We start from the raw sequence: 25,973 nt of genomic DNA, 5'->3' as shown, positions 1-25,973 counted from the left end.
AACTATTTAAGTAAAAAGAATGACTTTAATGATTAAAGTCCGTTATTTTCGTAATAATTTGCGCAACATCGCGATTAAAGACTCTTGTTCTTGCGAGTTTAGCACCTGCGCAAAAGCGCGAATTGATTTAAGGTGGTTAGGCAATGCCTCTTGAATCAGCCTTTCACCTGCATCTGTTAAGGTGATTAGGCGAGAACGACCATCTTCACCACTTTTTGTCATCGAGATTAAAGGCGCTGGAGATGCCAGCATGCGTTTAACCATGACAGATACCGTCGCCGGTGTTACGCCAATGCGCAAAGCAAGATCGCTGGCACAGGTTTCACCTTCTGAATACAGTGACATCAGTAGGGCAAATTTACCCTCAGAAACGCCGTAATCTTTATCTAATTGTGCATAGATATTCGCACGAATGAGATCGGCGGTTGTGATTAAACTTAAAACCAGATCAACACCAGAAACTTCAACAATGTCATTATTAAATCTTTGTGCACGCGCTAAGGTTTCACGTGAAGGAAGCTTTCTAGAATTGTAATTCAATTATCATTACTCAATTTATTTAGTCGGCTAATTATAACCATTTAATTATGGTTGGCAACTTTTTTAGCTGTTTTTATTGATTTGCTGGGTAATTAAGTCGGGTATTTTGATAGGTATTTTTGATTTTTATCTATTTTTAAACAAGCCTTAACTTTAAATTATGACTTCAACAATCACTTTTACTACTAAAGTGGTAATCCTTGAGGGTAGTTATAATCTGTACAAAGTTTCATACAATGTTATCAAAATAAAATTAAATCATTAAATTAAAATAAAATTGGAGTTTTGTATGAGTAAAACCAATCTCGTTATTATTGGTAATGGGATGGTTGGGCATCGTTTTGTCGAAGAGTTAATTGATAAAAAGCAGTCCAATCAATTCAATATTACTATTTTCTGTGAAGAGCCACGTCTTGCCTATGATCGGGTGCATCTTTCTTCTTATTTTTCTGGGCATACTGCCGAAGCGCTTTCTCTGGTTCGTGAAGGATTATACCAAGAGAATAATATTAATATTTTACTTAATGAACGGGCTATATTAATCAATCGTCAGCGTAAAGAGGTGCATTCTCAACAAGGGCGAATTGTTGCTTATGATAAATTGATTATTGCGACAGGATCTTATCCTTGGGTGCCGCCGATTAAAGGGGCTGATGGTTCGGATTGTTTTGTTTACCGTACGATAGAAGATCTTGATGCCATTCGGGAATGTGCAAAGCGTTGTAAAAAAGGCGCTGTTGTGGGCGGTGGCTTGTTAGGGCTTGAAGCTGCGGGCGCTTTGAAAAACTTAGGTATGCAAACGCATGTGGTTGAGTTTGCTCCAGTGTTAATGGCTGAACAGCTTGATGTGCAAGGCGGAGAACAATTACGTCGTAAAATTGAGGAGATGGGAGTCGGGGTTCACACCAGTAAAAATACCCAAGAAATTATTCATTCCCCTGAAGGTAAAATCATGCAATTTGCAGATGGTTCTGCACTTGAAGTCGATTTTGTTGTTTTTTCAACTGGTATTAGAGCAAACGATAAATTAGCTCAAGAGTGTGAATTAGAAATCGGTCCACGCGGTGGGATTGTGATTAATGATTATTGTCAAACATCAGATTCTGATATTTATGCTATTGGCGAATGTGCTTGTTGGCAAAGCAAGGTTTTTGGTTTGGTTGCACCAGGCTATAAAATGGCTCAGATTGCCTTAGCCCATTTAATGGGGCAAGCTGATAAATTTGAAGGCGCCGATATGAGTGCCAAGCTAAAACTGATGGGGGTCGATGTTGGTAGTATTGGTGATGCTAAAGCGAAAACTGTGGGCAGTCGTAGTTATGTTTACTTAGATGAGACAACGCCCGTTTATAAAAAATTAGTTGTTTCGGGTGATAATAAAAAACTCTTGGGTGCGGTATTGGTCGGCGATACGTCGGATTATAGTAATTTATTACAATTAATGCTTAATGATATGGATCTGCCCGAACACCCTGATACGTTGATACTACCAGCACATGCAGGTGCAAAGCCGGCTATGGGGGTTGATGCGCTTCCCGATTCAGCACAAATTTGTTCGTGTTTTGATGTGACTAAAGAAAAAATTATCCATGCGATTAATGCAGGTTGTCATACAGTTGCAGCCATTAAGGCAGAAACTAAAGCGGGCACTGGATGTGGTGGCTGTATTCCATTAGTTACGCAAATTCTTAATTTGGAATTAGCTAAACAAGGGATCGAGGTTAGCGATGCTTTATGTGAACATTTTAAATACTCGCGCCAACAGTTATATCATTTAATTCGTGTTGAGGGCTTAAAGTCATTTGATGAAGTGATTAAAAAACATGGTAATGGCTACGGTTGTGAAGTTTGTAAACCTACAGTTGGATCGTTATTAGCCTCATGTTGGAATGATTATATTCTTAAAGATAATTTAATTCCTTTGCAAGATAGTAATGATATTTTCTTAGGTAATATTCAAAAAAATGGTACTTATTCTGTTATTCCCCGCAGTGCAGGTGGCGAAATTACACCAGAAGGATTAATTGCCATTGGTCAAATCGCTAAAAAATATCAACTCTATTCTAAAATTACCGGCTCACAGCGTATTGGTCTATTTGGTGCACAAAAAGATGATCTGCCTGCTATTTGGAAAGATCTAATAGAAGCAGGGTTTGAAAGTGGTTATGCTTATGCCAAAGCGTTAAGAATGGCGAAAACCTGTGTGGGTAGTACTTGGTGTCGATTTGGTGTAGGTGATAGTGTGGGATTAGGGGTAGAACTTGAAAACCGCTATAAAGGTATTCGTGCACCGCATAAATTTAAATTGGGTGTATCTGGTTGTACGCGTGAATGTGCCGAAGCGCAAGGTAAAGATATTGGGGTGATTGCCACTGAAAAGGGGTGGAATCTGTATGTGTGTGGTAATGGGGGAATGAAGCCTCGTCACGCCGATTTACTTGCTGCGGATCTCGATAAAAATACACTAATTCAATATATCGATCGTTTTTTGATGTTTTATATTCGCACTGCAGATAAATTACAGCGAACGTCAGTTTGGCTTGAAAATCTAGAAGGCGGTATTGATTATTTACGGAGCGTTATTATAGACGATAAGTTAGGTGTTAATGCAGAGCTAGAAAGTGAGATGGCACGCTTACGTAAATTAATGGTATGCGAATGGAAAGAAACGGTTGAAAATAATGCAAAACAAATTCGATTTGCGCATTTTATTAACAGCAGCAAACGTGATGAGAATGTGCAAATTGTACCTGAACGCGATCAGCATCGACCAGCTACAGCAGAAGAACGTAAAGTAATATTAGGGGAATAATATGAGTCAATGGATAACTATTTGTAAACTTGATGATATTTTGCCAGGCACTGGCGTTTGTGCTCTTGTCGGTAATGATCATGTTGCTATCTTCCGTCCTTATAATAATGCTGAGCTTTATGCGATTAGTAATATTGATCCTTTTGCTAAGGCAAGTGTTTTATCTCGTGGCATTATTGCGGAGCATGAAAATCAGTTATGGGTGGCAAGCCCACTAAAAAAACAACGGTTTCGTTTAAAAGATGGCTATTGTTTTGAAGATGAACAATACTCGATCGCTCATTATGAGGTAACCGTTAATGACGATGGGATAGTACAAGTAAAGTCGCACTAAACTTATTTTTAAAAGGACAAAGTTGTTATGTATACAGAAACGATTAATAAATGTGCAGCCAATGCTGCGCGCATTGTTCGTTTGGCAAAAACGAATCCATTTGGTTTTTGGGTAAGTTCTGCTATGGCTGGGGCTTATGTAGGGCTTGGTATTATTTTAATTTTTACTCTAGGAAATCTCGTTGATCCTGCAATGAGACCGTTAGTTATGGGAGCAACGTTTGGTATTGCATTAACGTTGGTTGTTATAGCCGGATCGGAATTATTTACTGGGCATACCATGTTTTTAACGCTTGGTGTTAAATGCAAAAAAATTACCCATGGCCAAATGTGGTTGGTATTACCGCAAACATGGTTAGGTAATTTATTAGGATCAATTTTTGTCGCTGCATTGTATTGTTATGCGGCAACGCCTTTATTATCCACTGATACCAGCTTGGTTCATGCCGCAGCTTTAGCCAAAACATCGGCTACGGCGTCTGCATTATTTTTTAGAGGCGTGTTATGTAACTGGCTAGTTTGTTTAGCGATTTGGATGGCTAATCGAGTTGAAGGCTCGGCAAAATTTATTGCTATCTGGTGGTGTTTATTAGCATTTATTGCTTGTGGTTATGAACACTCGGTTGCAAATATGACCTTATTTGCACTTTCGTGGTTTGGTCATCATAGTGATGCTTACACATTAGCTGGAGTTGGTTATAATTTGTTATGGGTCTCATTAGGAAATCTTGTCTCTGGCGCATTATTTATGGGGCTAGGATACTGGTATTCAACGCCGAAAGCAGAGCGCCCAGCATAACCACTTAATTAACGAGATGTTATTACCATAATCAACCTAGGAGGGGAATGTATAGTGAATAATTCCCCTTCTTTTAAAAAGTACTAAATTGTTTAGTCTTCTATTTTGTGTTAATTGCTATTAATGATACAAAATAGCGGGGTGATTAAAAGTAGGCTAATCAATAAAGTTCTATTATTAGAGGCTAGGTGTTGGTAAGTTTTAAACAGAGAATGTTCTATTTTGAGGTATTATGGATTATTTTCCCCTATTTTGTAAGTTAGAAAACCGTGATTGTTTATTAGTCGGTGGTGGTGAAGTCGCTGAACGTAAGGCGCGATTATTGCTTGAAGCGGGTGCCCGTATCACAGTGAATGCGCAAACATTTAATGAACAATTTATGTGTTGGCATGAGCAAAAACAACTTACCCTAGCTCAAGGGGAATTTAATGCTGAATTACTTGATAATAAATGGCTAGTCATTGCAGCGACAGATTGCCAAGAGACTAATCAAAAAGTGAGTATTGAGGCTGAAAAACGATGTATTTTTTGTAATGTTGTTGATGCTCCTAAAGCGGCAAGTTTTATTATGCCTTCAATTATTGATCGTTCTCCTATTATGGTTGCTGTCTCTTCAGAAGGACATGCCCCTGTTTTGGCCAGATTATTGCGCGAAAAACTAGAGTCTATATTACCCCAACATTTAGGTAAATTAGCAAAATATGCTGGTTATTTACGCGATAAAGTTAAACTAACCTACCAAACAATGACGGAACGACGTCGTTTTTGGGAAAGACTGTTTTCGCATGATAGATTAGCGCAAGCACTTGCTAATAGTGATTCTGATGATGTTGAAAAACTCACGAATGAGTTATTTGATACATCACTTGATGCCCGTGGCGAAGTAGTTTTAGTTGGCGCAGGGCCTGGTGATGCGGGATTATTGACGTTAAAGGGATTACAACAGATCCAACAAGCGGATATTATTGTCTATGATCGATTGGTCTCAGATGACATTATGAATCTTGCTCGTCGAGATGCTAAGCGTGTATTTGTTGGTAAACGCGCCGGATTCCATTGTGTTCCCCAAGATCAAATAAACCAGATTCTTTTACAGCAAGCGCAAAAAGGTAAGCGTGTTGTACGCCTAAAAGGCGGCGATCCCTTTATTTTTGGTCGTGGCGGTGAAGAGCTTGAAACATTATTTAACGCCGATATTCCTTTTTCTGTCGTACCTGGAATTACGGCCGCTTCAGGTTGCTCTGCCTATAGTGGCATCCCATTAACGCATCGAGATTATGCCCATAGTGTGCGTTTAATCACCGGTCATTTAAAAGACGGTAGTCATCTTGATTGGCAAAGCCTAGCGGCTGAAAAACAGACGTTAGTGTTTTACATGGGATTGTCGCAAGCTGAAAGTATTGAAAAACAATTAATTAAGCATGGTATGAATGCAAATACGCCTGTAGCTATTGTTGAAGAAGGCACTACGACAAAACAAAAAGTAGTATCGGGATTATTATGTGATTTAACACAATTATCTTTGCAAGCTTGTAGCCCAAGTTTAATTATTATTGGACCTGTTGTGGCATTACGTGAAAAACTGAGTTGGTTTTCTGAACATTAATTGGAATAGGCAGGTCAGTTTTAGTTGTGCACAATTCTACGATTGTATTTTTTCGCCACTTATAAAAGGTTCAGTTATTTACTTTAAAAAATGGCTAATGAAATGAATCATTAGCCAATGAGTAAAGTATCTATCAATTTAATATGGGCGTGATGCTAGCCAAATGATGAGATAAAAATATCAGGTTGGGGTATCAACATCATCCCAATCTGCATTTTCAAAGCAAGTTAACCAATTTAATGCATAATGGCGTTCTTGAATAACATCACTTATAATCGATGCAGGTGGTTGCTTATCTTTCATTCGAAAATCTGTGGTTATCCAATGTAAGCGGTAGTGCAAATCTAAAGCATCTAACAATTCACTAACAGGTCTTAAGGTCACTGTAGACATGTCTTGCTCACTATGTTGCATTCCTTCGTCAACTAGCGATGAAACATTACAGATAGTATCAGCAAAAGGGAGCTCAGATTGCCAATTGATTGCCCATTGTAAAGGTAATAATGCTTCGTATTTCCAAGACATATCGATCACATCTTGCTCTGTTGGTTGCCCGCTATAAATAAAGTCATGTTCATTATTTGATAAAGCCGCAAATCCTATTGGGCAACGTTCTTTAAATTCCATCGGATTAATCGGATCATTTCCTCGAAAACTTTCGGCTTGAATACCAGTTAACATTATCGCTAAAGCACGTTTAGCTACTTCTTCAGGTGTTCTAAGTATTACTTCGGATTCAGCAATAACCGGTGGTAAATGTGCAGGCGTATGCAATCCCAATTTGGCTAAATACTGGTCCGTTTTTGTTTTGCGCTTTAATGCTTCTGGTGGGTAAGGGATAACTGCATCTAAATCAATATCACCATCAGGATATTGCAATACTTCTCCATCAGGATTACGAATAGTTCCATCCTGCATCAATATAATGGCATTTGCCTGCCAGCCCCAAGTGGTAAACTCACTGAAATTATCTTCTTCAATCTCAAAGGCAAATTGATGTTTAACTCGTTGGATATGGCGATACAAAGCATAACGATGTGAATTCATCTCCCCATCTCCTGCTTGCATGACATAACCGATAAAACCATCAAGGTGTTTCATCAATTCAGAATCATCTAATCCTCGATGATATAAACGTTCACAAGGGAAATCAATGGCTGGTGGATGCGTTACTGTAGAATAAGCATTGATCAATATTGGCATTTCAAACATTCCTATTTTAGATTTTGTGTTTTTTATGGCTATAAATAGCGGCTATTTGTTCATCCAATTCTATTATAAACTATTGTATCTTTCTAGCTTTCAATGCTCTGTTTCATTTTTTGTGATGCTTGTTATTTTGTTGAATAAATAATGTTATTTACCAAATCGCTGAACAAGAAGATTTTATGTTATACATCGTTTTGCCCTATTAAAGGTAACGCATAAAGATTTATCTATTTTTATTTTTCAGTGAATAAGATTATTCCTTACTTTGTAGATACCATACGGTCATTTCCATTCGGGATTTAAAATTGAGCTTTTTGAATATACTTTTGATATGTACTTTGACTGTGCTTTCTACGATACCAAGCTCTTTGGCGATCAGTTTGTTTGATAATCCTTGGACTAATAAATTAAAGATTTCATTTTCTCTTGGTGTTAACAAGCTGACATCATGTATTTGCTTTGTGATTGGTTCTTTGTTATAACGCATATAATTGAGGATAATATGCGAAATAGCATTATCCATAATGAGCTTGCCTATCGAAATATCCTGTAGCGATTTTAGAAAATCTTCAGGTTCCATATCCTTTAACAAATAACCATCTGCACCGTTTTTTAGTGCTGTGATAATATCTTCTTTCGCATCTGATACTGTAAATATAATAATACGGCTAGAGATATTTTTCTCTCTCAAGTAGCGTAATATTTCTAACCCATTAACATCTTGCATATTGATATCAAGCAGAATAATATCAGGATCAAGCTCTTCTGCTAGTTTAACGCCTTCTATTCCAGAGCCAGTTTCACCAATAATTTCAAAATGATTTACTGTATTAATTAACTGTTTCACACCATTTCTTAACATTGGGTGATCATCAATAAGCAGTATTGAACTATTTATTTGTTCCATTTCTTACTCTTTTATTGCCTTAAATGGAATGGTTTTATTGGCTTTAAATGTTACCACAATTTGTGTTCCTTGATTGGGGTTACTATCTATTGCTAAATTACCATTTAGTATTTCGACTCTATCACGCATAATAATTAGACCATAATGATTATCTTTTTTTAAATCATTTTGTAAACCAATACCGTCATCTTTTATGCAAATAGAGATGATTTGATTATCATCTATTTTTAAACTCACTTTGACATGTGAAGCTTTAGCATGTTTGTATATATTATTAAGCCCTTCCCGAATTACTTGTAATAAATGAAAGGCATATTTACTATTGATAATATTAAGTGGCAAGTGGTATTCAAACTGAATATTGAATTGTAATTTTTGATTAAATTCTTCAATTAATTCTACTAAGCTTGCATAAAAGCCAGTTTGATTAAGGCGTAAGTGGAAAGAGGTAATTAGTTCTCGTAATTGAGAGTAGGTAATATTGATCTCTTTGCGCATGGTTGCTAATAAATCAATACTGTTTTGAGATGTTAAATCTGACTGCATTTGTAAGCAGCTAAGATGTATTTTTAAACAAGATAGTGATTGCGCTATCGAATCATGTAGCTCTCTAGCCATGGCTGAGCGCTCTTTCATCAATAAATATTGTTTTTGTTGTTCTACTTTTCTTTCTAGCTTCATTGCGGTGGTCATTTGTTCAATTAGTCCCATAATTAAGCTTTCTTGTTCATTAGTTAATATTACTTCTGTTGGTTGTAACGCAAATAATATCCCATATTTTTCCCCATTTTCTTGAAGATACCAATAACGCTGAAAACTATTTTGTTGATAAGACGTTGTTGCGGTTAAACAAGCACTACATTTGGAGTTCTGGCAGTAAGGTAGTTTGTGTTGATTATCGTAACTGATTTGTTGATAGTGGTTAGGATCATCGGATTCATAAAAGCGAATTTGAAATTGTGTTAATGGCACTAAATCTTCTAATTTACGTAGTATTTTTAAAAAACGTTCACACAATGGTTCTGACGTATGTAATTGTTTGGTTGCTTGATATTGAAACGAAACGATTTTATTGGTTTGCTGTAATTTGGCTGTTTTTTCGATAACTTGTTTTTCTAGCGATAAATATTGTGATTCGATCTGCGCTGACATTTTATTGAAAGCTAATCCTAACAGATCAAATTCATCTTTTTTTGTTCCAATATTAAATCGTTGACTAAAATCGTGATTAGAAATCGCGTCAGCCATCTTAATCAGTTTTTTCCATGGAGCAAGTAGGTGGTGACGTAAGTAATAAATTTGAATAATTAAAAAACAGATGATGATAATGATAAATAATTGTTGTATTTGTGAAATATAATAAATTTTTTTTTCGGTTTTTTGATCAATTTTATGTACCAAATGATTAATGCGATTAACATAGTTTTCGATATCAGTTTTTATATCATCAATTTTTTGTGCTTGCTTTATTTTAGTAGTAAGTTGCGTTTTCCAGTCGATTTCTAATTGATTAAATTCATTAATTAAGTTGTAGCGTTTTAAGATCATTAAATGTTGTTGTGATGAAGAAATATCCATAAAAATATTTAAACGGTCATACTCTTTTTCATTGAGTGGAATCATGGTCAGTAGTTGGTAGTTTTTCATTCTCAGTAACCCCAATTGATTGACCATATATGCACCACCTTTTGCATCATTGGCTACTTGAATTGAAAACGATAATGCGACTAAAGCAATAGCACCTAAAAAAAACATTAATAGTGTTAAACGATTAATAATTGATGCAGTGTAGCGAAATTTTTTTTTCGGCATATGAACATTCAACATTATTTTATAATTTTATTTTGAAGATAAATTGTAATTTATGATTGTAGCTTGAAAAACAGTATATCGCTGATCTTTTTTATCACTTTTTGCGATCTTTTGGTAAACAGCGCTTGCAACAAGGATAAATTTTGCGTAAAATTCACGCCCTATAAGATTAATCGCGCAGACATATATGTTTAATCAAGTAATCGTCTGCTTTTTATTGCGGAGTTAAGTATGTACGCAGTTTTCCAAAGTGGTGGTAAACAACACCGAGTTAGCGAAGGACAAGTCGTTCGCTTGGAAAAAATTGAAGTCGAAACAGGTGCAGAAGTTGTTTTCGATAAAGTTTTAATGGTAGCAAATGGTGAAGACATCAAAGTTGGTGCTCCGTTTGTTGAAGGTGCAACAATTAAAGCAGAAATTGTTGAGCACGGTCGTGGCGATAAAGTGAAAATTGTTAAATTCCGTCGTCGTAAACACTATCGTAAACAACAAGGTCACCGTCAGTGGTTCACTGATGTGAAGATCACTGCAATCGCTTAATAGGAGTATCGAACAATGGCACATAAGAAGGCTGGTGGTTCATCACGTAATGGTCGTGATTCCCAAAGTAAACGTTTAGGTGTTAAACGTTATGGTAGTCAAGAAGTTCTTGCTGGTAACATTTTAGTTCGTCAACGTGGAACTCAATTCCATCCAGGTACTAATGTAGGTTGTGGTCGTGACCATACTCTATTTGCCTTAATTGATGGACAAGTAAAGTTTGAAGTTAAAGGACCTAAAAACCGTCGTTATGTTAGTGTAGTTGCTAATAGCTAATCTAAAAGCGGTTTAAAAGTTATAGAAGCCTCACAGTTATTGTGGGGCTTTTTTCATTTCTTGAAATTTATATAAAATTGATGGCGATATGATAAAACAACAAAATGTTAAATTAGGTTTTGCACTTGCCATGTTAACTGCAGTGATGTGGGGCATTGTGCCAATTGCAATTAAATATGCGCTAGTGGTTGTTGATCCATTGACATTAGCATGGTCACGATTGGCTATTTCAGCACTTGGGATTACCATTTGGTTAGCTTACAAAAAGCAATTTCCTAATTTAATGATGTTTAAAAAACGTCGTCGTTTTATTTTATTGATGATTGCTGGATTTGGTTTGTTGGGTAATTTTGCATTATTTGCAAGTGCAGTTCAGTACCTTTCTGCCACAGCCTCTCAGGTCGTTGCGCAAACTGGCATTGTGATATTTATGATTTCAAGTGCTTTTATTTTTAAAGAGCGACTAAGACCTACGCAGATTATTGGTATTTTAGTCTTACTCACTGGGCTTGTACTATTTTTTAATAAAAATATTGTCGACCTTTTTTCTAATATGTCTGCGTATGGTATTGGTGTTTGGCTTGGTTTACTTGCATCTGTATCGTGGGCCTGCTATGCGCTTGCTCAAAAAGTGCTATTACGAAAATTACGTGCAGAACAATTACTGTGGTTAATTTACCTTATTTGCACTGTATTTTTATTGCCTTTTACTTCACCAAGTAAAATGGCCAATGCTGATGCAACGCAACTGTTTGCTATCATATTTTGTGGTTTGAATACCATTATTGCTTACGGGGCGTTAGTGATGGCAATGGAAAGGTGGCAAGCGGCACAAGTGAGTGCTATAACAACCTTAACACCATTATTTGCACTTATCTTTTCAGACTTGTTTGCATTAATTTGGCCTGAAAAGTTTGCTATGCAATATTTAAATATTTTAGGTTATATTGGCGCAGTGTCTGTTGTTGCGGGCGCAATGTTTGCCACCATTGGGCATTATCTTTGGCATCCAAGAAAAGGCTGGCTAATTAACCGCAATAAAGGGGAAGAATAATGAAATTTGTTGATGAAGCATCAATTCGAGTTGAAGCAGGAGATGGTGGAAACGGTTGTGTCGGTTTTCGCAGAGAAAAGTATATACCCAAAGGTGGTCCTGATGGTGGCGACGGTGGTGATGGTGGTGATGTCTTTTTTATTGCTGATGAAAATTTAAATACACTTGTTGATTTCCAGTTTGAAAAAAATTATCGCGCAGAACGAGGTCAAAATGGACAAGGTTCTGATTGTACGGGTAAACGTGGTCGAGATATTACTGTTAAAGTACCTGTAGGAACACGTATTACGGACAAATATACTGGCGAAATTATCGGTGATTTAACGCATCATCAACAAAAAGTGTTAGTTGCCAAAGGTGGCTTTCACGGTTTGGGTAATGCACGTTTTAAATCATCGGTTAATCGTGCGCCAAGACAAAAAACTGATGGTACTCCGGGTGAAAAGCGTGATGTGCTATTAGAATTATTATTGCTTGCTGATGTGGGGATGTTAGGCTTGCCTAATGCTGGTAAATCAACCTTCATTCGCGCTGTTTCAGCGGCTAAACCAAAAGTTGCCGATTATCCATTTACCACTTTAGTACCTAGTTTGGGTGTTGTTCGAATGGATAATGAGCAAAGTTTTGTTGTTGCTGATATTCCAGGTTTGATTGAAGGTGCATCAGATGGCGCAGGGCTTGGTATTCGGTTTTTAAAACACCTTGAACGCTGTCGTGTTTTAGTTCATTTAATTGATATGGCGCCAGTAGATGAATCAGATCCGATAGAAAACGCTAAAGTAATCATTCAAGAAGTTCAACAATATAGTGAAAAATTAGCGAATAAACCACGTTGGTTAGTATTTAATAAAATGGATGTATTGGGGCCTGAAGAGAGTGCTAAACGTGCGGCTGAAATTGCTAAGGCGCTTGACTGGCAGGATAAATATTATGTTATTTCCGCCATTAATCAAGAAGGCGTAAAAGCATTATGCTGGGATTTAATGGAATATATCAATTCTCACCCACGCGAAGCTGAACCAGAAGAATCATCACCCGAAAAAGTTGAATTTATGTGGGATGATTATCATCAACAAGCAATGGATGAAGCTTTTGATGAAGATGATTTTGATGATTGGGATGAAAGTGATGAAGAGGGCGTAGAATTTATTTATCAAAAATAATCAGTATTATGGTCTTTTTATCTTGATTTAGCTATTGTGTAAAATCCTTTTATAAAAGCAGAAAAGAAATTTTCTGCTTATTTTTTATATGGTTGAATATAAAAACTTTCTTATGAGATGAGTGAGTCAGGTATTTATTTTCATTTAATTTAGGAAGGCCTAAAAAATGCTTGCTTTTAGTAATGATAATCATTATCATTATTATGTACTTTGTTAGAGCCTAAACAGCTTCTGAAAAAGTATGACATTGCTCACATTGCTTCCAATGTTTGCCAGACTAGCATCGCTAAGCTGGCTTTTTTATTTTTGTGTTACTTACAACTATTTTAATCTTCCAGTACTAGCTATTTGCTAATTCATTGTCGATGTCAAATAAAATGAGTAGTGCTGCACTGCCACCAAACTCTTTTGGTGCTTGGTGAAAACAAATAATGCGGGGGTGTTGTGCAAGCCACATTGGTGTTTGTTTTTTTAAGATATTTTTTCCATGTCCATACATGATACATGCGCAATGTGCTCTTTCACGTAAACACGCGGCGATAAGAGCTGCAATCTCTTTTTTAGCCTCCTGCTGAGTCAGTCCATGTAAATCCAAAAAAAATTCTGGTTCATAAAACCCACGTCGTAATTTTTTTACTTCATAGGGATCGGCATCTTCTCGACTATAGCGGATAGGCTCTTGTTGTAATAGAGGTTGATAATTATCGGAAAAATAAAACTCAGCATGCGTTTTTTCATGTTGTAGTTTTTGGGTTTCCATTATTTTTTTTGAGCGTTTCACCGGTTTATGAATAACAGTATCTTGTTTTAGCTTTTTGGTGTTACCAATGCTATTTTTAAACAAGTTTATGTCATCTTGGTCTAAATTAAATTTATTTGGCATTAATTTTCACTCTGGGTAAACTTTTTGTTTAAATTCACACAAATCTTCTATAACACAAGAACCACATCTAGGCTTTCTGGCAATGCAAGTATAACGGCCGTGTAATATTAGCCAATGGTGGCAATTTATTTTATATTCTTTGGGTACGACCTTCAGCAATTTTTCTTCAACGGCTTCGACAGTTTTACCAGGTGCAAAACCTGTACGGTTACTTACTCTAAATATATGCGTATCGACAGCAATGGTTGGCCAACCAAAAGCAGTGTTTAACACAACATTGGCTGTTTTTCTACCCACACCAGGTAACTCAATAAGTGAATCGAAATTTTCTGGTACTTCGCCTTGATATTTATCTACTAAAATTTGACATGTTTTTATTATGTTTTCGGCTTTACTATTATAAAGCCCAATGGTACGAATATAACTTTTTAACTGATCAACACCAAGTTCTAAAATTTGTTGCGCTGTATTGGCTACAGCAAAAAGCGGTTTTGTTGCTTTGTTGACGCTTACATCGGTTGCTTGAGCAGATAAAACAACTGCAATAAGTAATTCAAATGGCGTTTGGTATACAAGCTCAGTAGTTGGATCTTTAATATGATCTTTTAGTCTGTCTAAAATTTGAATTCGAGTTAATTGTTTCACAAAATAATTAGTATCCCAAAATAGTTTGTTTGGTATTATATACTGTATTTGCAGTTTATCTGTAAGTTAAATTTAGTTGTTATAGATGTTTTAGTTTTGGCTATCAACGATATATGTAGATTGTAATATTATAAAATAACAATATTATCTAGTTTTTATTCACTCAAATACATAAATCGTCTGCTTTTTAGCATGCGCTTTTTGTGATAAGCTAGCCCACTATTTTTAATTTCATAATACAAGGTTTGTTATAAAAATGTCGTTACCAATGATTGTCACCTTTGCTGTGTACATTTTAGGGATGATTGCGATCGGTTTTTTTGCGTTTCGTGCAACGCAAAACTTTGGTGATTATATTCTAGGTGGACGCCGTATTGGTAGTGTTGTCACAGCGCTTTCAGCAGGTGCTTCAGACATGAGTGGTTGGTTATTAATGGGGCTTCCTGGTGCTGTTTTCTTGTTTGGTATATCACAAAGTTGGATTGCCATTGGTTTGGTAATTGGTGCGTATCTCAATTGGTTACTGATTGCTGGACGGTTACGTGTTTTTACCGAAATCAACCATAATTCTTTAACATTACCCGATTATTTTGCTCGACGATTTGATGATAAAAGTTCTTTACTTCGCATTATTTCAGCGGTGATTATTCTTATCTTTTTTACCATTTATTGTGCTTCTGGTGTGGTTGCTGGCGCAAAATTATTCGAAAGCACATTTGGTATGAGTTATGGTTGGGCAATGTTAGCAGGTGCTGGTGCAACAATTGCTTATACTTTTATTGGCGGTTTTTTAGCTGTAAGCTGGACTGATACTATTCAAGCAAGTTTAATGATGTTTGCACTTATTTTAACACCCATTATGGTTATGGTGAATGCTGGGGGGGTTTCTGATGCAATGGCATATATTGAATCGCTTAATCCTGATTACACCAATTTATTTGCTCACATGGATTTTATCGCCATTATTTCATTGTTAGGTTGGGGACTCGGTTATTTTGGTCAACCCCATATTTTAGCCAGATTTATGGCAGCTGATTCCCATGAGGTGATGAAAAATGCACGCCGAATTAGTATGACTTGGATGATTTTATGCTTAGCTGGAGCTATTACGGTTGGCTTTTTTGGTATTGCTTTTTTCTCTAATCATCCAGAGTTTGTTTATTTGATTAATAACGGCAAACATGAACGCATTTTTATTGAGCTTTCAAAGTTATTATTTAATCCTTGGATTGCAGGTGTATTGCTTGCAGCTATTTTAGCTGCGGTAATGAGCACATTAAGTTGCCAGCTATTAGTTTGTTCTAGTGCTATAACGGAAGATTTTTACCGAGCCTTTTTTAGACCAAAAGCAAAACAAAAAGAACTTGTTTGGGTTGGGCGTATAATGGTGCTATTAGTTTCAGTTATTGCGATTTTATTAGCCACTAATCCAAATAATAGTGTGCTTGATTTAGTCAGCCATGCTTGGGCTGGATTTGGTGCAGCGTTTGGTCCAATTATCGTTTTTTCCGTATTTTGGTCACGTATGACACGTAATGGCGCATTAGCTGGTATGATAATTGGTGCGGCAACCGTATTGCTTTGGATTAATTTTAATTGGTTTAATTTATACTCTCTTATTCCCGGGTTTTTATTTGCTTCAATTGCGATTGTCGTGTTTAGCTTATGTGATAAAAAACCTAATGAAATAGTGGAAGATCATTTTAAACAAGCGTATAAACGTTATCATAATAAAACAGTATAAATTTCATTAAAGTAGAATATAAACGTAATAAAATTTAATAGGTAAAATATATGACAAAAAATGTGATCAAACAACTGCAAGAGCGTGGACTGATTGCGCAGCTTACTGATGAAAAAGCACTAATAGAACAAATTGAACAAAATCCTATTGCGCTTTATTGTGGTTTTGATCCAACAGCCGATAGCTTGCATCTTGGGCATTTGGTACCATTGCTTTGTTTAAAGCGCTTTCAATTAGCTGGACATAAACCTGTAGCTTTAGTCGGTGGCGCAACCGGATTAATTGGTGATCCAAGTTTTAAAGCCGTTGAGCGAAAACTTAATACTGAAGAGACAGTTGTTGAGTGGAGCGAAAAAATCAAACAACAAGTTTCCCCATTTTTAGATTTTAATTGTGGTGAAAATTCGGCAATTGTGGCTAATAACTACGATTGGTTTAGTGGCATGAATGTGCTGACATTTTTACGTGATATTGGTAAATATTTTTCGGTTAATGCGATGATCAATAAAGAATCAGTTAAGCAACGTATTGATCGTGATGAAGTGGGTATCTCATTTACTGAATTTTCTTATAGCTTATTACAATCTTATGATTTTGCTTGTTTGAATCAATCGCATGATGTTGTTTTACAAATTGGTGGTTCTGATCAGTGGGGTAACATTACTGCCGGTATTGATTTAACTCGTCGCTTACATCAAAAACAGGTTTATGGCTTGACTGTGCCGTTAATTACTAAATCAGATGGGACTAAATTTGGTAAAACTGAAAGTGGTGCAGTATGGCTGGATCCTAAAAAGACCAGTCCGTATAAATTTTATCAATTCTGGATTAATACGGCAGATGCGGATGTTTATCGATTCTTAAAATTCTTTACATTTATGCCGTTAAATGAAATTGACGCTTTGGAAGAAGAAGATAAAAATAGTGGTGTTGCACCAAGGGCTCAATATGTACTTGCGGAACAAGTTACTCGTTTAGTTCATGGTGAGAATGGACTCATTGCAGCAAAACGTATTACAGAAAGCCTATTTTCTGGTAAGTTAACGGATTTATCTGAAGCTGATTTTGAGCAGTTAGCTCAAGATGGTATGCCGACGTTAGTTGTTGAAAGTGATGTTGATTTACAACAAGCAATCGTTAATGCGCAGTTTGCTCCGTCAAGGGGGCAAGCAAGAACGATGATTGAATCCAATGCCATTTCAGTTAATGGTGAAAGAAATACAACAACAGATTACCGTTTTGCTGATAGCGATAAACTTTTTAATCGTTATACTTTACTTCGTCGCGGTAAAAAATATTACTGTTTGCTAATTTGGAATTAATTTTATGAAAAATATTTTATCGATCCAGTCACATGTAGTCTTTGGTCATGCTGGAAATAGCGCAGCGGAATTTCCTATGCGTCGATTAGGTGTAAATGTTTGGCCTTTAAATACTGTACAATTTTCTAATCATACTCAATATCGCCAATGGACTGGAACGGTAATGTCTGCATCTCATTTAACTGAGATTGCTGATGGAATTCATGAAATTGATGAACTAAAACGTTGTGATGCGGTATTAAGTGGCTATATGGGATCACCTGAGCAAGGCAATGCTATTATTGAGATTGTTAAAAAAGTAAAAGCGGTTAATCCAAATGCTATTTATTTTTGCGATCCTGTAATGGGGCATCCTGAAAAAGGTTGCTTTGTTGCCCCAGGTGTATCAGAGTTTTTATGCAATACAGCGCTGCCTATGGCAGATATGATGGCACCAAATATTTTGGAGCTTGAAGAGCTAAATGGTAAACAACGTGTCAATAATGTTGAAGAAGCTATTCTAGCTTGTCGAGAATTATGTAAAAAAGGGCCTAAAGCGATTTTAGTTAAACATTTAAGCCGAGCTGGATATCAAATTGATCGGTTTGAAATGTTGCTTGTGACTCAAGATGAAGCATGGCATATTGATCGCCCACTTGTTGATTTTGGTGTAAGGCAGCCGGTTGGTGTTGGTGATATGACAAGTGGATTATTTTTAGCTAATATTTTACTTGGAAAATCATTGGTTGAAGCCTTAGAGCATACTACTTCGGCGGTGTATGCGGTTATGCTTGAAACCTTAAAACAAGATGAATATGAATTACAATTAGTTGCTGCTCAGAATGAAATAGAAAAGCCTACTCAATGGTTTAATGCGAAAAAAATTGATTAATTATTAAAATGTGTAAGAATATGTAAAGATAAAATTGACAAACGATTAGCATTGAATTTATGAGGGGATAATGGACGATATTTCATTAGGAGTAATGCTTGCGGATTTACGAGAACAAATGGGATTAACTCAAGATGATATTGCCAATAAAATTCATGTGCGAAAAACGGTGATTGATTATATCGAAAAAGACCAATTGCCTCATGCCCCTCTTGTGTTTGTCAAAGGTTATATTCGTTCTTATGCAGAAGTTGTTGGCTTATCAGTAGACCAATATCAGCCTTATCTTGATCAATTAACAAAACAATCTAAGTCCCAACAAAAAAAAATTCAAACGCAAGCATTTATAACGAAAAAAACAAGAAAGACTCCTCTTATCTTTATCGGTATATTTATTCTTCTTGGTGCACTTGGTGTAACTTTATATTATATTAATAAAGACAATAAAAGCCATTTTGTCGAAGTAAGTCATTATATTTCGCCATCTCCTTCCAATCATGTTAATAGTTAGCAAATTTTCTTATTCTCATACAGACATTTGCCTTAAATCTTGTTAAGATTGCCAGCTAGTTATTTTGTTATATAATTAGGCATGTTATGAGCCATCAAGATTCACCTATTATTAGACGAGAATCTACTCGAATTTACGTCGGCAAAGTGCCCATCGGTGGGGGGGCGCCTATTGCTGTTCAATCGATGACAAATACTCGTACTACGGATGTCGAAAAAACGGTAGCTCAAATTCAAGCGCTTGAACGTGTTGGGGTGGATATTGTGCGCGTTTCTATTCCAACAATGGATGCGGCTGAAGCGTTTAAATTGATTAAACAACAAGCTAAAGTGCCGCTGATTGCTGATATTCATTTTGATTATCGTATTGCTTTAAAAGTGGCAGAATATGGTGTTGATTGTTTAAGAATTAATCCCGGTAATATAGGCAATGAATCAAGGATCCGTGCGGTTGTCGATTGTGCAAAAGATAAAAATATTCCAATACGTATTGGGGTTAATTCAGGTTCACTTGAAAAAGATATCCAAGAGAAATATGGCGAGCCTACTCCCAAAGCGATTGTCGAGTCAGCAATGCGTCATGTCGATATACTTGATAGACTTAATTTTGATCAATTCAAGGTCAGTGTAAAAGCATCTGATGTGTTTACTGCAGTTGATGCTTATCGTTTGTTAGCTAAGCAAATTAAGCAGCCATTACATTTAGGTATAACTGAGGCTGGTGGTGTGCGGAGTGGTGCAATTAAATCGGCTATTGGATTGGGATTATTGCTATCAGAAGGAATTGGCGATACACTCCGAGTATCTTTAGCGGCTGATCCTACTGAAGAAGTAAAAGTTGGATTTGATATTTTAAAATCGTTGCGTATACGGTCTCGTGGTATTAATTTTATTGCGTGTCCAACCTGTTCCCGTCAAGAGTTTGATGTGATTAATACCGTCAATATATTAGAACAACGATTAGAAGATATTATTACACCAATGGATGTGTCAATTATTGGTTGTGTGGTTAACGGTCCGGGCGAGGCGTTAGCTTCAACGATGGGGGTTGCTGGCGGTCATAACAAAAGTGGTTTTTATGAAGATGGTGTACGTATTGGTCGTATTGATAATGAACAAATGATTGATGAGTTAGAAGCTAAAATTCGTGCTAAAGCATTAATATTAAAAAACAGAATTACAGCAACTGAATTATAATCTTATTAGATAGCGAATAAATAAATGACAGAAAAAAAGATCCAATCTATACGAGGAATGAACGATTTACTTCCAACAGATAGTGCAAGTTGGCAACAGATTGAAAAAATCGTTAAAGGCGTATTAAACAGTTATGGCTATAACGAAATTAGAACGCCCATTGTTGAAGATACTGCGCTATTTAAAAGAGCAGTAGGTGAAGTTACCGATATTGTTGAAAAAGAGATGTATACGTTCAATGATCGTAATGATGAAAGTATTACATTACGTCCAGAAATTACTGCCGGCTGTGTTCGCGCAGGTATTGAGCATGGTCTTTTTTACAATCAAGAGCAACGGCTTTGGTATTTAGGACCTGCTTTTCGTTACGAAAAACCACAAAAAGGGCGCTATCGTCAATTTCATCAATTTGGTGTTGAAGTCTTTGGGCTTGAAGGACCAAATATTGATGCAGAGCTTATTTTATTAACGGCACGCTTTTGGAAAGCTTTAGGTATTGAAAAGCACACCTCTTTAGAACTCAACTCTATTGGTTCACTAGAGGCAAGAGCTAATTATCGAAATGCTTTAGTTGCTTTTCTTGAGCAACATAAAGACAAATTGGATGAAGACTGTTTACGTAGAATGTATACTAATCCATTGCGTGTACTTGATTCAAAAAATCCAGTTGTCCAAGAGCTACTCAATCACGCGCCAAAATTGTTTGATTATTTAGATGAAGAATCTAAACAGCACTTTGAAGGGCTATGTCGTTTATTGGATAATGCTGGGATAAAATATAATATTAATCAAAGATTAGTGCGTGGTTTAGATTACTATAATCGTACGGTTTTTGAATGGGTAACCAGTAGTTTAGGTGCGCAGGGTACAGTGTGTGGTGGTGGTCGTTATGATGGGCTAGTTAATCAACTGGGTGGACAATCGACCCCCGCAGTTGGTTTTGCAATGGGTGTTGAGCGTTTAGTGTTATTGGTTCAAGCTGTTAATCCATCGCTAAATTGTGATAATTTAATTGATGTTTATATGATTTCATCTGGCGATGAAAAAACTATTTCAGTTGCACAAAATATTGCAGAGCAGTTACGAGATGGTTTACCTGACTGGCGAATCATGACGAATTACGGTAGTAATAATTTTAAGAAACAATTTACCAAGGCTGATAAATTAGGTGCTAAAATAGCTGTCATTATTGGTGAAAATGAACTAGCTAATCAGTCAGTTATGATTAAAAATTTACAAACAGGCAAACAAGTTGAAGTTGCACAAAAAGAAGTTGTCCAAACTTGCTTGTCGATAAAGTAAAAGAAATAGGAGAAAAACGTGAGTCATCAGTTATCGAGTGAAGAACAACTTGAAGAGATAAAGGGCTTTTTTGCTAAAACATGGAAAATGATGGTTGCAGTTCTTGTGATCGGATTATTAGCCTTTTATGGTTGGCGCTATTGGCAGTCATATAAAGCTGAAAAGGCGATAGAATATTCAGATAAGTATGAACAACTAATTGCTCAATTAGATAATACTAAAACAGATTCTGTTAATGAACTCGTCTCTTTTGCTAAAGACAATGACACAATTTACGGTGTGTTTGCTAATTTACGTGCGGCCAAATTTTATGTCGAAGTCTTAAACGATTACCCTGGTGCAGAAGTCTTATTGGTTGATGCATTAAAGAAAACCAGTTCAGCGCCAATTAAAACAATTATTAATATTCGTATCGCACGTTTACAGTATCAACAAGGTCAATATCAAGAAAGTTTAACAACACTAAACCATGTTGCTAATGAAAATTGGAGCGCAATAATTAATGATCTTCGTGGTGATGTATTAGTTAAAATGGCGCGTTATGTTGAAGCGGTTGATGCTTATAACGTGGCTTTAACTTCTTCCCCAACCCCAGATTTAGAAGAAAGCATTAAAATGAAGCTGAATCAAGCTGAATATTTAAAAGCAAAACAACAAGCTGAACAAGAAGCCCAACAAGCAGCCAAAGAAAAGGCAGAACAAGAAGCTCAGGCAGCGAAACAAAAAGCCGAGCAAGAGGCGAAAGCAAAACAAGCTGAAACAGAAGGAAGTAACAATTAATTTATCCTGCTATAAGGGTCTATACAATGAAGTTATCAAAATATCTTTTTACTGGTGTTTTTATGTTTTCACTTGCTGGGTGTTCTTTATTCGGTGGGGAAGAAGAAATAGTTCAAGTTTCCCCGTCCCCAACGGTAAACAACCAATTTCCTATTCAACAAGTGTGGCGAAATAGCACGACGGGCAATACTCATATTTATTCATTATTAGGTCCGATTAATTATGATAATGCGATTTATGCAGCAAGTCGTAGTGGGCAAGTTAAAGCCATTGATTTATCGAGCGGTAGCACATTGTGGGATGTAAACCTATCACAGAGTACACTTTTTAGCAGTAAAACAGCACTATTTTCTGGTGGTGTAAGTGCTGATGATAAATATGTCTATGTGGGCAGTGAGCGTGCTGTTGTGTATGCGTTAGATCGCCAAGACGGTAAAACAGTATGGGAAAAAACAGTAAAAGGCGAGGTGCTTGCTCGACCTGTACCATCCGAAGATAAATTAATCATCCATACGGCAAGCGGTATTCTTCAAGGTCTTAATCGTGATACAGGCGACAATTTGTGGGATGTATCCTTTGAAGTTCCTGCATTGTCTCTAAGAGGTAACTCTACACCGACGATTGCTCATGGTGCAGCTATTGTTGGGGATGATAATGGTCGAGTAAATGCTTACTACATTAATGATGGGCAATTAATTTGGCAACAGCGTATTTCACAACCATCGGGCTCTACTGAAATTGCAAAATTAAATGATGTGGATTCTACACCTGTAGTTGAAGGTAATTTAGTTTATTCCGTTGGTTATAATGGTAGCGTCGTTGCGCTTAACTTAAGTGACGGTCAACCAGTTTGGCGCAAAGAACTTGGCTCTATTCATAGCTTTGCTGTTGATACTAATCGATTATTTATTATTGACCAAAACGACAACGTTCAAGCTATTGCTAAGAATGGTGGTAGTGAACTTTGGACTCAATCAAACTTTGCTCATCGTCAGTTAACTGATCCAGTGATCTACCAAAATTATGTTGTGTTTGGTGATTTTGAAGGTTACCTATATTGGCTAAATGCTGAAAATGGTGAACTTGCCGCAAAAACACAAGTAAGTAGTAGCGGATTAATATCTAAACCATTAGTAGTAGACAATAAAGTCATTGTTCAAGCTAAAAATGGTGATATTTATGCTTTTACAAAAAATTAATACACAAAATTAAAGTAATTTAGAGAATAAACATGGTACCTGTTGTAGCACTTGTTGGTCGTCCAAATGTTGGAAAGTCGACTTTATTTAATCGGTTAACGCGAACCCGAGATGCCTTAGTGGCTGACTTTCCTGGATTAACTCGTGATCGTAAGTATGGAAGAGCAGAAATTAAGGGCCATGAATATATCTTGATTGATACTGGTGGTATTGATGGCTCTGAAGATGGGGTTGAAAGCTTTATGGCTGAACAATCCCTGCAAGCAATAGAAGAAGCCGATATTGTTCTTTTTTTGGTTGATGCTAGAGCGGGTGCGATGCCTGCCGATCATGCTATTGCTAAACACTTACGTTCTCGTCAAAAAGCCACTTTTTTAGTGGCTAATAAAATTGATGGTATTGATGCCGATACTGCGATTTCTGATTTTTATGGCTTAGGATTGGGTGAAATTCATCCTATTGCAGCTAGCCATGGTCGAGGTGTAAGCTCGTTAATTGAAACGGTATTAGATCCTATTTTTCAGTTTGATGATGAACAAAATAGCGATTTTGACGACGATGAACAATCTAACGACTTATCTGAATGTTATGATGATTCCGATCTTGATGATACAGAATCATTAATTAACCAACCTATAAAAGTTGCTATAGTGGGACGTCCAAATGTGGGTAAGTCCACACTAACTAATCGAATTTTAGGGGAAGAGCGCGTAGTTGTATATGATATGCCAGGCACAACGCGTGACAGTATCTATATCCCCATGACACGCGATGAACGTGAGTATATCTTGATTGATACCGCTGGCGTTCGTAAGCGTGGAAAAGTCACCGAAACTGTTGAAAAGTTTTCTGTCATTAAAACGTTACAAGCCATTGAAGATGCTAATGTTGTCATTTTAGTTATAGATGCCCGTGAAGGTATATCCGATCAAGACCTATCATTACTAGGGTTTATTATTAATAGTGGGCGCTCACTTGTGATAGCTGTTAATAAATGGGATGGCTTGTCACAAGATATCAAAGAACAAGTTAAAACGACACTAGATGATAGGCTAGACTTTATTGATTTTGCTCGTGTACATTTTATTTCTGCCTTGCATGGTAGTGGTGTTGGTAACTTATTTGACTCCATTCAAGAAGCGTATGATTGTGCAACGCGCCGTGTCAACACCGCCTTATTGACTAAGATTATGCAAATGGCACAAGATGATCATCAGCCTCCTTTGGTGCGAGGGCGTCGTGTTAAATTAAAATATGCGCATGCTGGGGGGTATAATCCACCCATTGTCGTTATTCATGGTAATCAAGTTGAAGACTTGCCTGATTCCTATAAGCGTTATTTGATGAACTATTTTAGACGCTCGCTAAAAATTATGGGCTCACCAATTCGAATTCAGTTTAAAGAAGGGGCTAACCCATTTGAAGGACGGAAAAATAATTTAACCGCATCACAGCAACGTAAACGACGCCGATTGATGAAACATGTTAGAGGGCGAAAATAGTTTATGTCAAAACCAATGACAGTTAATCAGGGGCAAGAAGGCATTTGCCCAAAGTGTCATCATAAAATGAGTGTTGTTTCTCCTCAATATTTTAATTGTCTTCATTGCAAGAAACATTATTTAGAACAATATATTTGCCCGATATGTCAGCAAAAAGCGCAGATGATTAAGGGCTGCGGATCGGTGAACTATATTTGCCCAACTGATGGTTTAATCTCCAGCAGTAAGGTGATATTTCATTATTTATCAGAATAGAAGATATTATCTATATTAAAGCCATAAGAGGTTATTTTATGCGAATTATTTTATTAGGCGCACCAGGAGCAGGAAAGGGAACTCAAGCACAATTTATTATGCAAAAATACGGTATTCCCCAAATTTCAACTGGTGATATGTTGCGTGCAGCAGTAAAAGCGGGTACAGCGCTTGGCTTGCAAGCAAAGGAATTAATGGATGCGGGTAAATTGGTTACCGATGAACTTGTTATTGCATTAGTTAAAGAACGTATTGCACAAAGCGATTGCGCAAATGGCTTTTTGTTAGATGGTTTTCCTCGTACCGTTCCTCAAGCAGATGCCATGAAAGCGGCAGGTATTGATGTAGACTATGTACTTGAATTTGATGTGCCTGATGCTGTAATTATTGATCGTATGAGTGGACGACGTATTCATGCTGCTTCAGGTCGTGTTTATCATATTCGTCATAATCCACCTAAAGTTGAAAATATTGATGATGTCACTGGTGAACCGCTGACTATTCGCAAAGATGATAATGAAGATATTGTGCGTAAACGCCTTGTCGAATATCACGATTTAACTAAACCACTGATCAATTATTATCAGCATGAAGCCAAAGAAGGGCGCACACAGTATTTCCGTGTTGATGGGACCCAGCCTGTTGCTGAAGTAACAAAAGAATTAGCTAAAATTTTAGGATAATTGGTTATCAATTGAAATAGCAAGATATT

Annotated in this window: 25 protein-coding genes; 19 read left to right on the top strand and 6 right to left on the bottom strand. The window is 36.7% G+C overall.

Annotation, left to right across the window (positions count from 1 at the left end):
* Positions 1 to 42 precede the first annotated feature (42 nt).
* The gene (locus tag GYX25_RS07290; RefSeq protein WP_085247173.1) at positions 43 to 540 is read right to left on the bottom strand and encodes a MarR family winged helix-turn-helix transcriptional regulator; all 498 of its coding nucleotides are present in this window, start codon (positions 538 to 540) and stop codon (positions 43 to 45) included.
* A 289-nt stretch (positions 541 to 829) separates the two neighbouring features.
* On the opposite strand from GYX25_RS07290, the gene nirB reads away from it, so the two are divergent.
* The 4 genes from nirB (at position 830) to cysG (ending at position 6,090) form a co-directional block, all read left to right on the top strand.
* Positions 830 to 3,352, top strand: a complete 2,523-nt coding sequence (gene nirB / locus GYX25_RS07285) for a nitrite reductase large subunit NirB (protein ID WP_174787079.1) — start codon at positions 830 to 832, stop codon at positions 3,350 to 3,352.
* 1 nt (position 3,353) lies between these two features.
* Entirely contained in the window at positions 3,354 to 3,686 is a 333-nt protein-coding gene (nirD, locus tag GYX25_RS07280; protein WP_174787078.1) for a nitrite reductase small subunit NirD, read from the top strand.
* Positions 3,687 to 3,713: 27 nt separating this feature from the next.
* Positions 3,714 to 4,484 (top strand): nitrite transporter NirC, encoded by a 771-nt coding sequence (gene nirC / locus GYX25_RS07275; RefSeq protein WP_174787077.1) that lies wholly within the window; start codon positions 3,714 to 3,716, stop codon positions 4,482 to 4,484.
* Positions 4,485 to 4,716: 232 nt separating this feature from the next.
* A complete protein-coding gene (gene cysG, locus GYX25_RS07270) occupies positions 4,717 to 6,090 on the top strand; it encodes a siroheme synthase CysG (protein WP_174787076.1) in 1,374 nt (457 codons plus the stop codon).
* A gap of 180 nt (positions 6,091 to 6,270) precedes the next feature.
* Here the strand turns inward: cysG and GYX25_RS07265 are convergent, their stop codons facing one another.
* The 3 genes from GYX25_RS07265 to narX all read right to left on the bottom strand — a co-directional run bounded on the left by GYX25_RS07265 (position 6,271) and on the right by narX (position 10,018).
* A complete protein-coding gene (locus GYX25_RS07265) occupies positions 6,271 to 7,293 on the bottom strand; it encodes a DUF4272 domain-containing protein (RefSeq protein WP_174787075.1) in 1,023 nt (340 codons plus the stop codon).
* A 259-nt stretch (positions 7,294 to 7,552) separates the two neighbouring features.
* A complete protein-coding gene (gene narL / locus GYX25_RS07260) occupies positions 7,553 to 8,206 on the bottom strand; it encodes a two-component system response regulator NarL (protein ID WP_174787074.1) in 654 nt (217 codons plus the stop codon).
* Positions 8,207 to 8,209: 3 nt separating this feature from the next.
* Positions 8,210 to 10,018, bottom strand: a complete 1,809-nt coding sequence (gene narX, locus GYX25_RS07255; protein WP_174787073.1) for a nitrate/nitrite two-component system sensor histidine kinase NarX — start codon at positions 10,016 to 10,018, stop codon at positions 8,210 to 8,212.
* Positions 10,019 to 10,249: 231 nt separating this feature from the next.
* Here narX and rplU point away from each other — a divergent pair, with 231 nt between their 5' ends.
* The 4 genes from rplU to cgtA all read left to right on the top strand — a co-directional run bounded on the left by rplU (position 10,250) and on the right by cgtA (position 13,051).
* Positions 10,250 to 10,558 carry a 50S ribosomal protein L21 gene (rplU, locus tag GYX25_RS07250; protein ID WP_025314436.1) on the top strand — a complete coding sequence of 103 codons (309 nt, stop codon included), beginning with the start codon at positions 10,250 to 10,252 and terminating at the stop codon, positions 10,556 to 10,558.
* 15 nt (positions 10,559 to 10,573) lie between these two features.
* Positions 10,574 to 10,834 (top strand): 50S ribosomal protein L27, encoded by a 261-nt coding sequence (gene rpmA, locus GYX25_RS07245; protein ID WP_034915250.1) that lies wholly within the window; start codon positions 10,574 to 10,576, stop codon positions 10,832 to 10,834.
* Positions 10,835 to 10,922: 88 nt separating this feature from the next.
* The gene (locus GYX25_RS07240) at positions 10,923 to 11,888 is read left to right on the top strand and encodes a DMT family transporter (protein ID WP_091348431.1); all 966 of its coding nucleotides are present in this window, start codon (positions 10,923 to 10,925) and stop codon (positions 11,886 to 11,888) included.
* On the top strand, positions 11,888 to 13,051 hold the full coding sequence (gene cgtA / locus GYX25_RS07235; RefSeq protein ID WP_174787072.1) for an Obg family GTPase CgtA: 1,164 nt from the start codon (positions 11,888 to 11,890) through the stop codon (positions 13,049 to 13,051). Before GYX25_RS07240 ends, cgtA begins: the two co-directional genes overlap by 1 nt.
* A gap of 340 nt (positions 13,052 to 13,391) precedes the next feature.
* Here the strand turns inward: cgtA and smrB are convergent, their stop codons facing one another.
* Both smrB and nth read right to left on the bottom strand, forming a co-directional pair.
* On the bottom strand, positions 13,392 to 13,934 hold the full coding sequence (gene smrB / locus GYX25_RS07230; RefSeq protein WP_091348424.1) for an endonuclease SmrB: 543 nt from the start codon (positions 13,932 to 13,934) through the stop codon (positions 13,392 to 13,394).
* A 6-nt stretch (positions 13,935 to 13,940) separates the two neighbouring features.
* Entirely contained in the window at positions 13,941 to 14,579 is a 639-nt protein-coding gene (nth, locus tag GYX25_RS07225) for an endonuclease III (protein ID WP_174787071.1), read from the bottom strand.
* A 250-nt stretch (positions 14,580 to 14,829) separates the two neighbouring features.
* On the opposite strand from nth, the gene putP reads away from it, so the two are divergent.
* The 11 genes from putP (at position 14,830) to adk (ending at position 25,944) form a co-directional block, all read left to right on the top strand.
* On the top strand, positions 14,830 to 16,323 hold the full coding sequence (gene putP / locus GYX25_RS07220; RefSeq protein ID WP_174787155.1) for a sodium/proline symporter PutP: 1,494 nt from the start codon (positions 14,830 to 14,832) through the stop codon (positions 16,321 to 16,323).
* A 50-nt stretch (positions 16,324 to 16,373) separates the two neighbouring features.
* The gene (gene tyrS, locus GYX25_RS07215) at positions 16,374 to 17,645 is read left to right on the top strand and encodes a tyrosine--tRNA ligase (protein ID WP_091348413.1); all 1,272 of its coding nucleotides are present in this window, start codon (positions 16,374 to 16,376) and stop codon (positions 17,643 to 17,645) included.
* Positions 17,646 to 17,649: 4 nt separating this feature from the next.
* Complete coding sequence (pdxY, locus tag GYX25_RS07210) at positions 17,650 to 18,516, top strand: pyridoxal kinase PdxY (protein ID WP_091348409.1); 867 nt, start codon at positions 17,650 to 17,652, stop codon at positions 18,514 to 18,516.
* Positions 18,517 to 18,586: 70 nt separating this feature from the next.
* Entirely contained in the window at positions 18,587 to 19,027 is a 441-nt protein-coding gene (locus tag GYX25_RS07205; protein ID WP_091348406.1) for a helix-turn-helix domain-containing protein, read from the top strand.
* Between the two features lie 86 nt (positions 19,028 to 19,113).
* Positions 19,114 to 20,223, top strand: a complete 1,110-nt coding sequence (gene ispG / locus GYX25_RS07200) for a flavodoxin-dependent (E)-4-hydroxy-3-methylbut-2-enyl-diphosphate synthase (RefSeq protein WP_091348402.1) — start codon at positions 19,114 to 19,116, stop codon at positions 20,221 to 20,223.
* Between the two features lie 24 nt (positions 20,224 to 20,247).
* The gene (gene hisS, locus GYX25_RS07195; RefSeq protein WP_174787070.1) at positions 20,248 to 21,525 is read left to right on the top strand and encodes a histidine--tRNA ligase; all 1,278 of its coding nucleotides are present in this window, start codon (positions 20,248 to 20,250) and stop codon (positions 21,523 to 21,525) included.
* A gap of 18 nt (positions 21,526 to 21,543) precedes the next feature.
* The gene (locus GYX25_RS07190; protein ID WP_091348395.1) at positions 21,544 to 22,305 is read left to right on the top strand and encodes a YfgM family protein; all 762 of its coding nucleotides are present in this window, start codon (positions 21,544 to 21,546) and stop codon (positions 22,303 to 22,305) included.
* A 26-nt stretch (positions 22,306 to 22,331) separates the two neighbouring features.
* Positions 22,332 to 23,504, top strand: a complete 1,173-nt coding sequence (gene bamB, locus GYX25_RS07185; RefSeq protein ID WP_091348393.1) for an outer membrane protein assembly factor BamB — start codon at positions 22,332 to 22,334, stop codon at positions 23,502 to 23,504.
* A gap of 32 nt (positions 23,505 to 23,536) precedes the next feature.
* Positions 23,537 to 25,006 carry a ribosome biogenesis GTPase Der gene (der, locus tag GYX25_RS07180; RefSeq protein ID WP_174787069.1) on the top strand — a complete coding sequence of 490 codons (1,470 nt, stop codon included), beginning with the start codon at positions 23,537 to 23,539 and terminating at the stop codon, positions 25,004 to 25,006.
* 3 nt (positions 25,007 to 25,009) lie between these two features.
* A complete protein-coding gene (locus GYX25_RS11425) occupies positions 25,010 to 25,261 on the top strand; it encodes a YfgJ family double zinc ribbon protein (protein WP_174787068.1) in 252 nt (83 codons plus the stop codon).
* Positions 25,262 to 25,299: 38 nt separating this feature from the next.
* Complete coding sequence (gene adk / locus GYX25_RS07170; RefSeq protein ID WP_085247194.1) at positions 25,300 to 25,944, top strand: adenylate kinase; 645 nt, start codon at positions 25,300 to 25,302, stop codon at positions 25,942 to 25,944.
* Positions 25,945 to 25,973: the final 29 nt, after the last annotated feature.

Source organism: Gilliamella sp. ESL0254 (assembly GCF_013344985.1).
Taxonomy (GTDB): Bacteria; Pseudomonadota; Gammaproteobacteria; order Enterobacterales; family Orbaceae; genus Gilliamella; species Gilliamella bombicola.
Note: the sequence above shows the minus strand (reverse complement) of the source record. Positions and strands in the feature narration are given on the sequence as shown.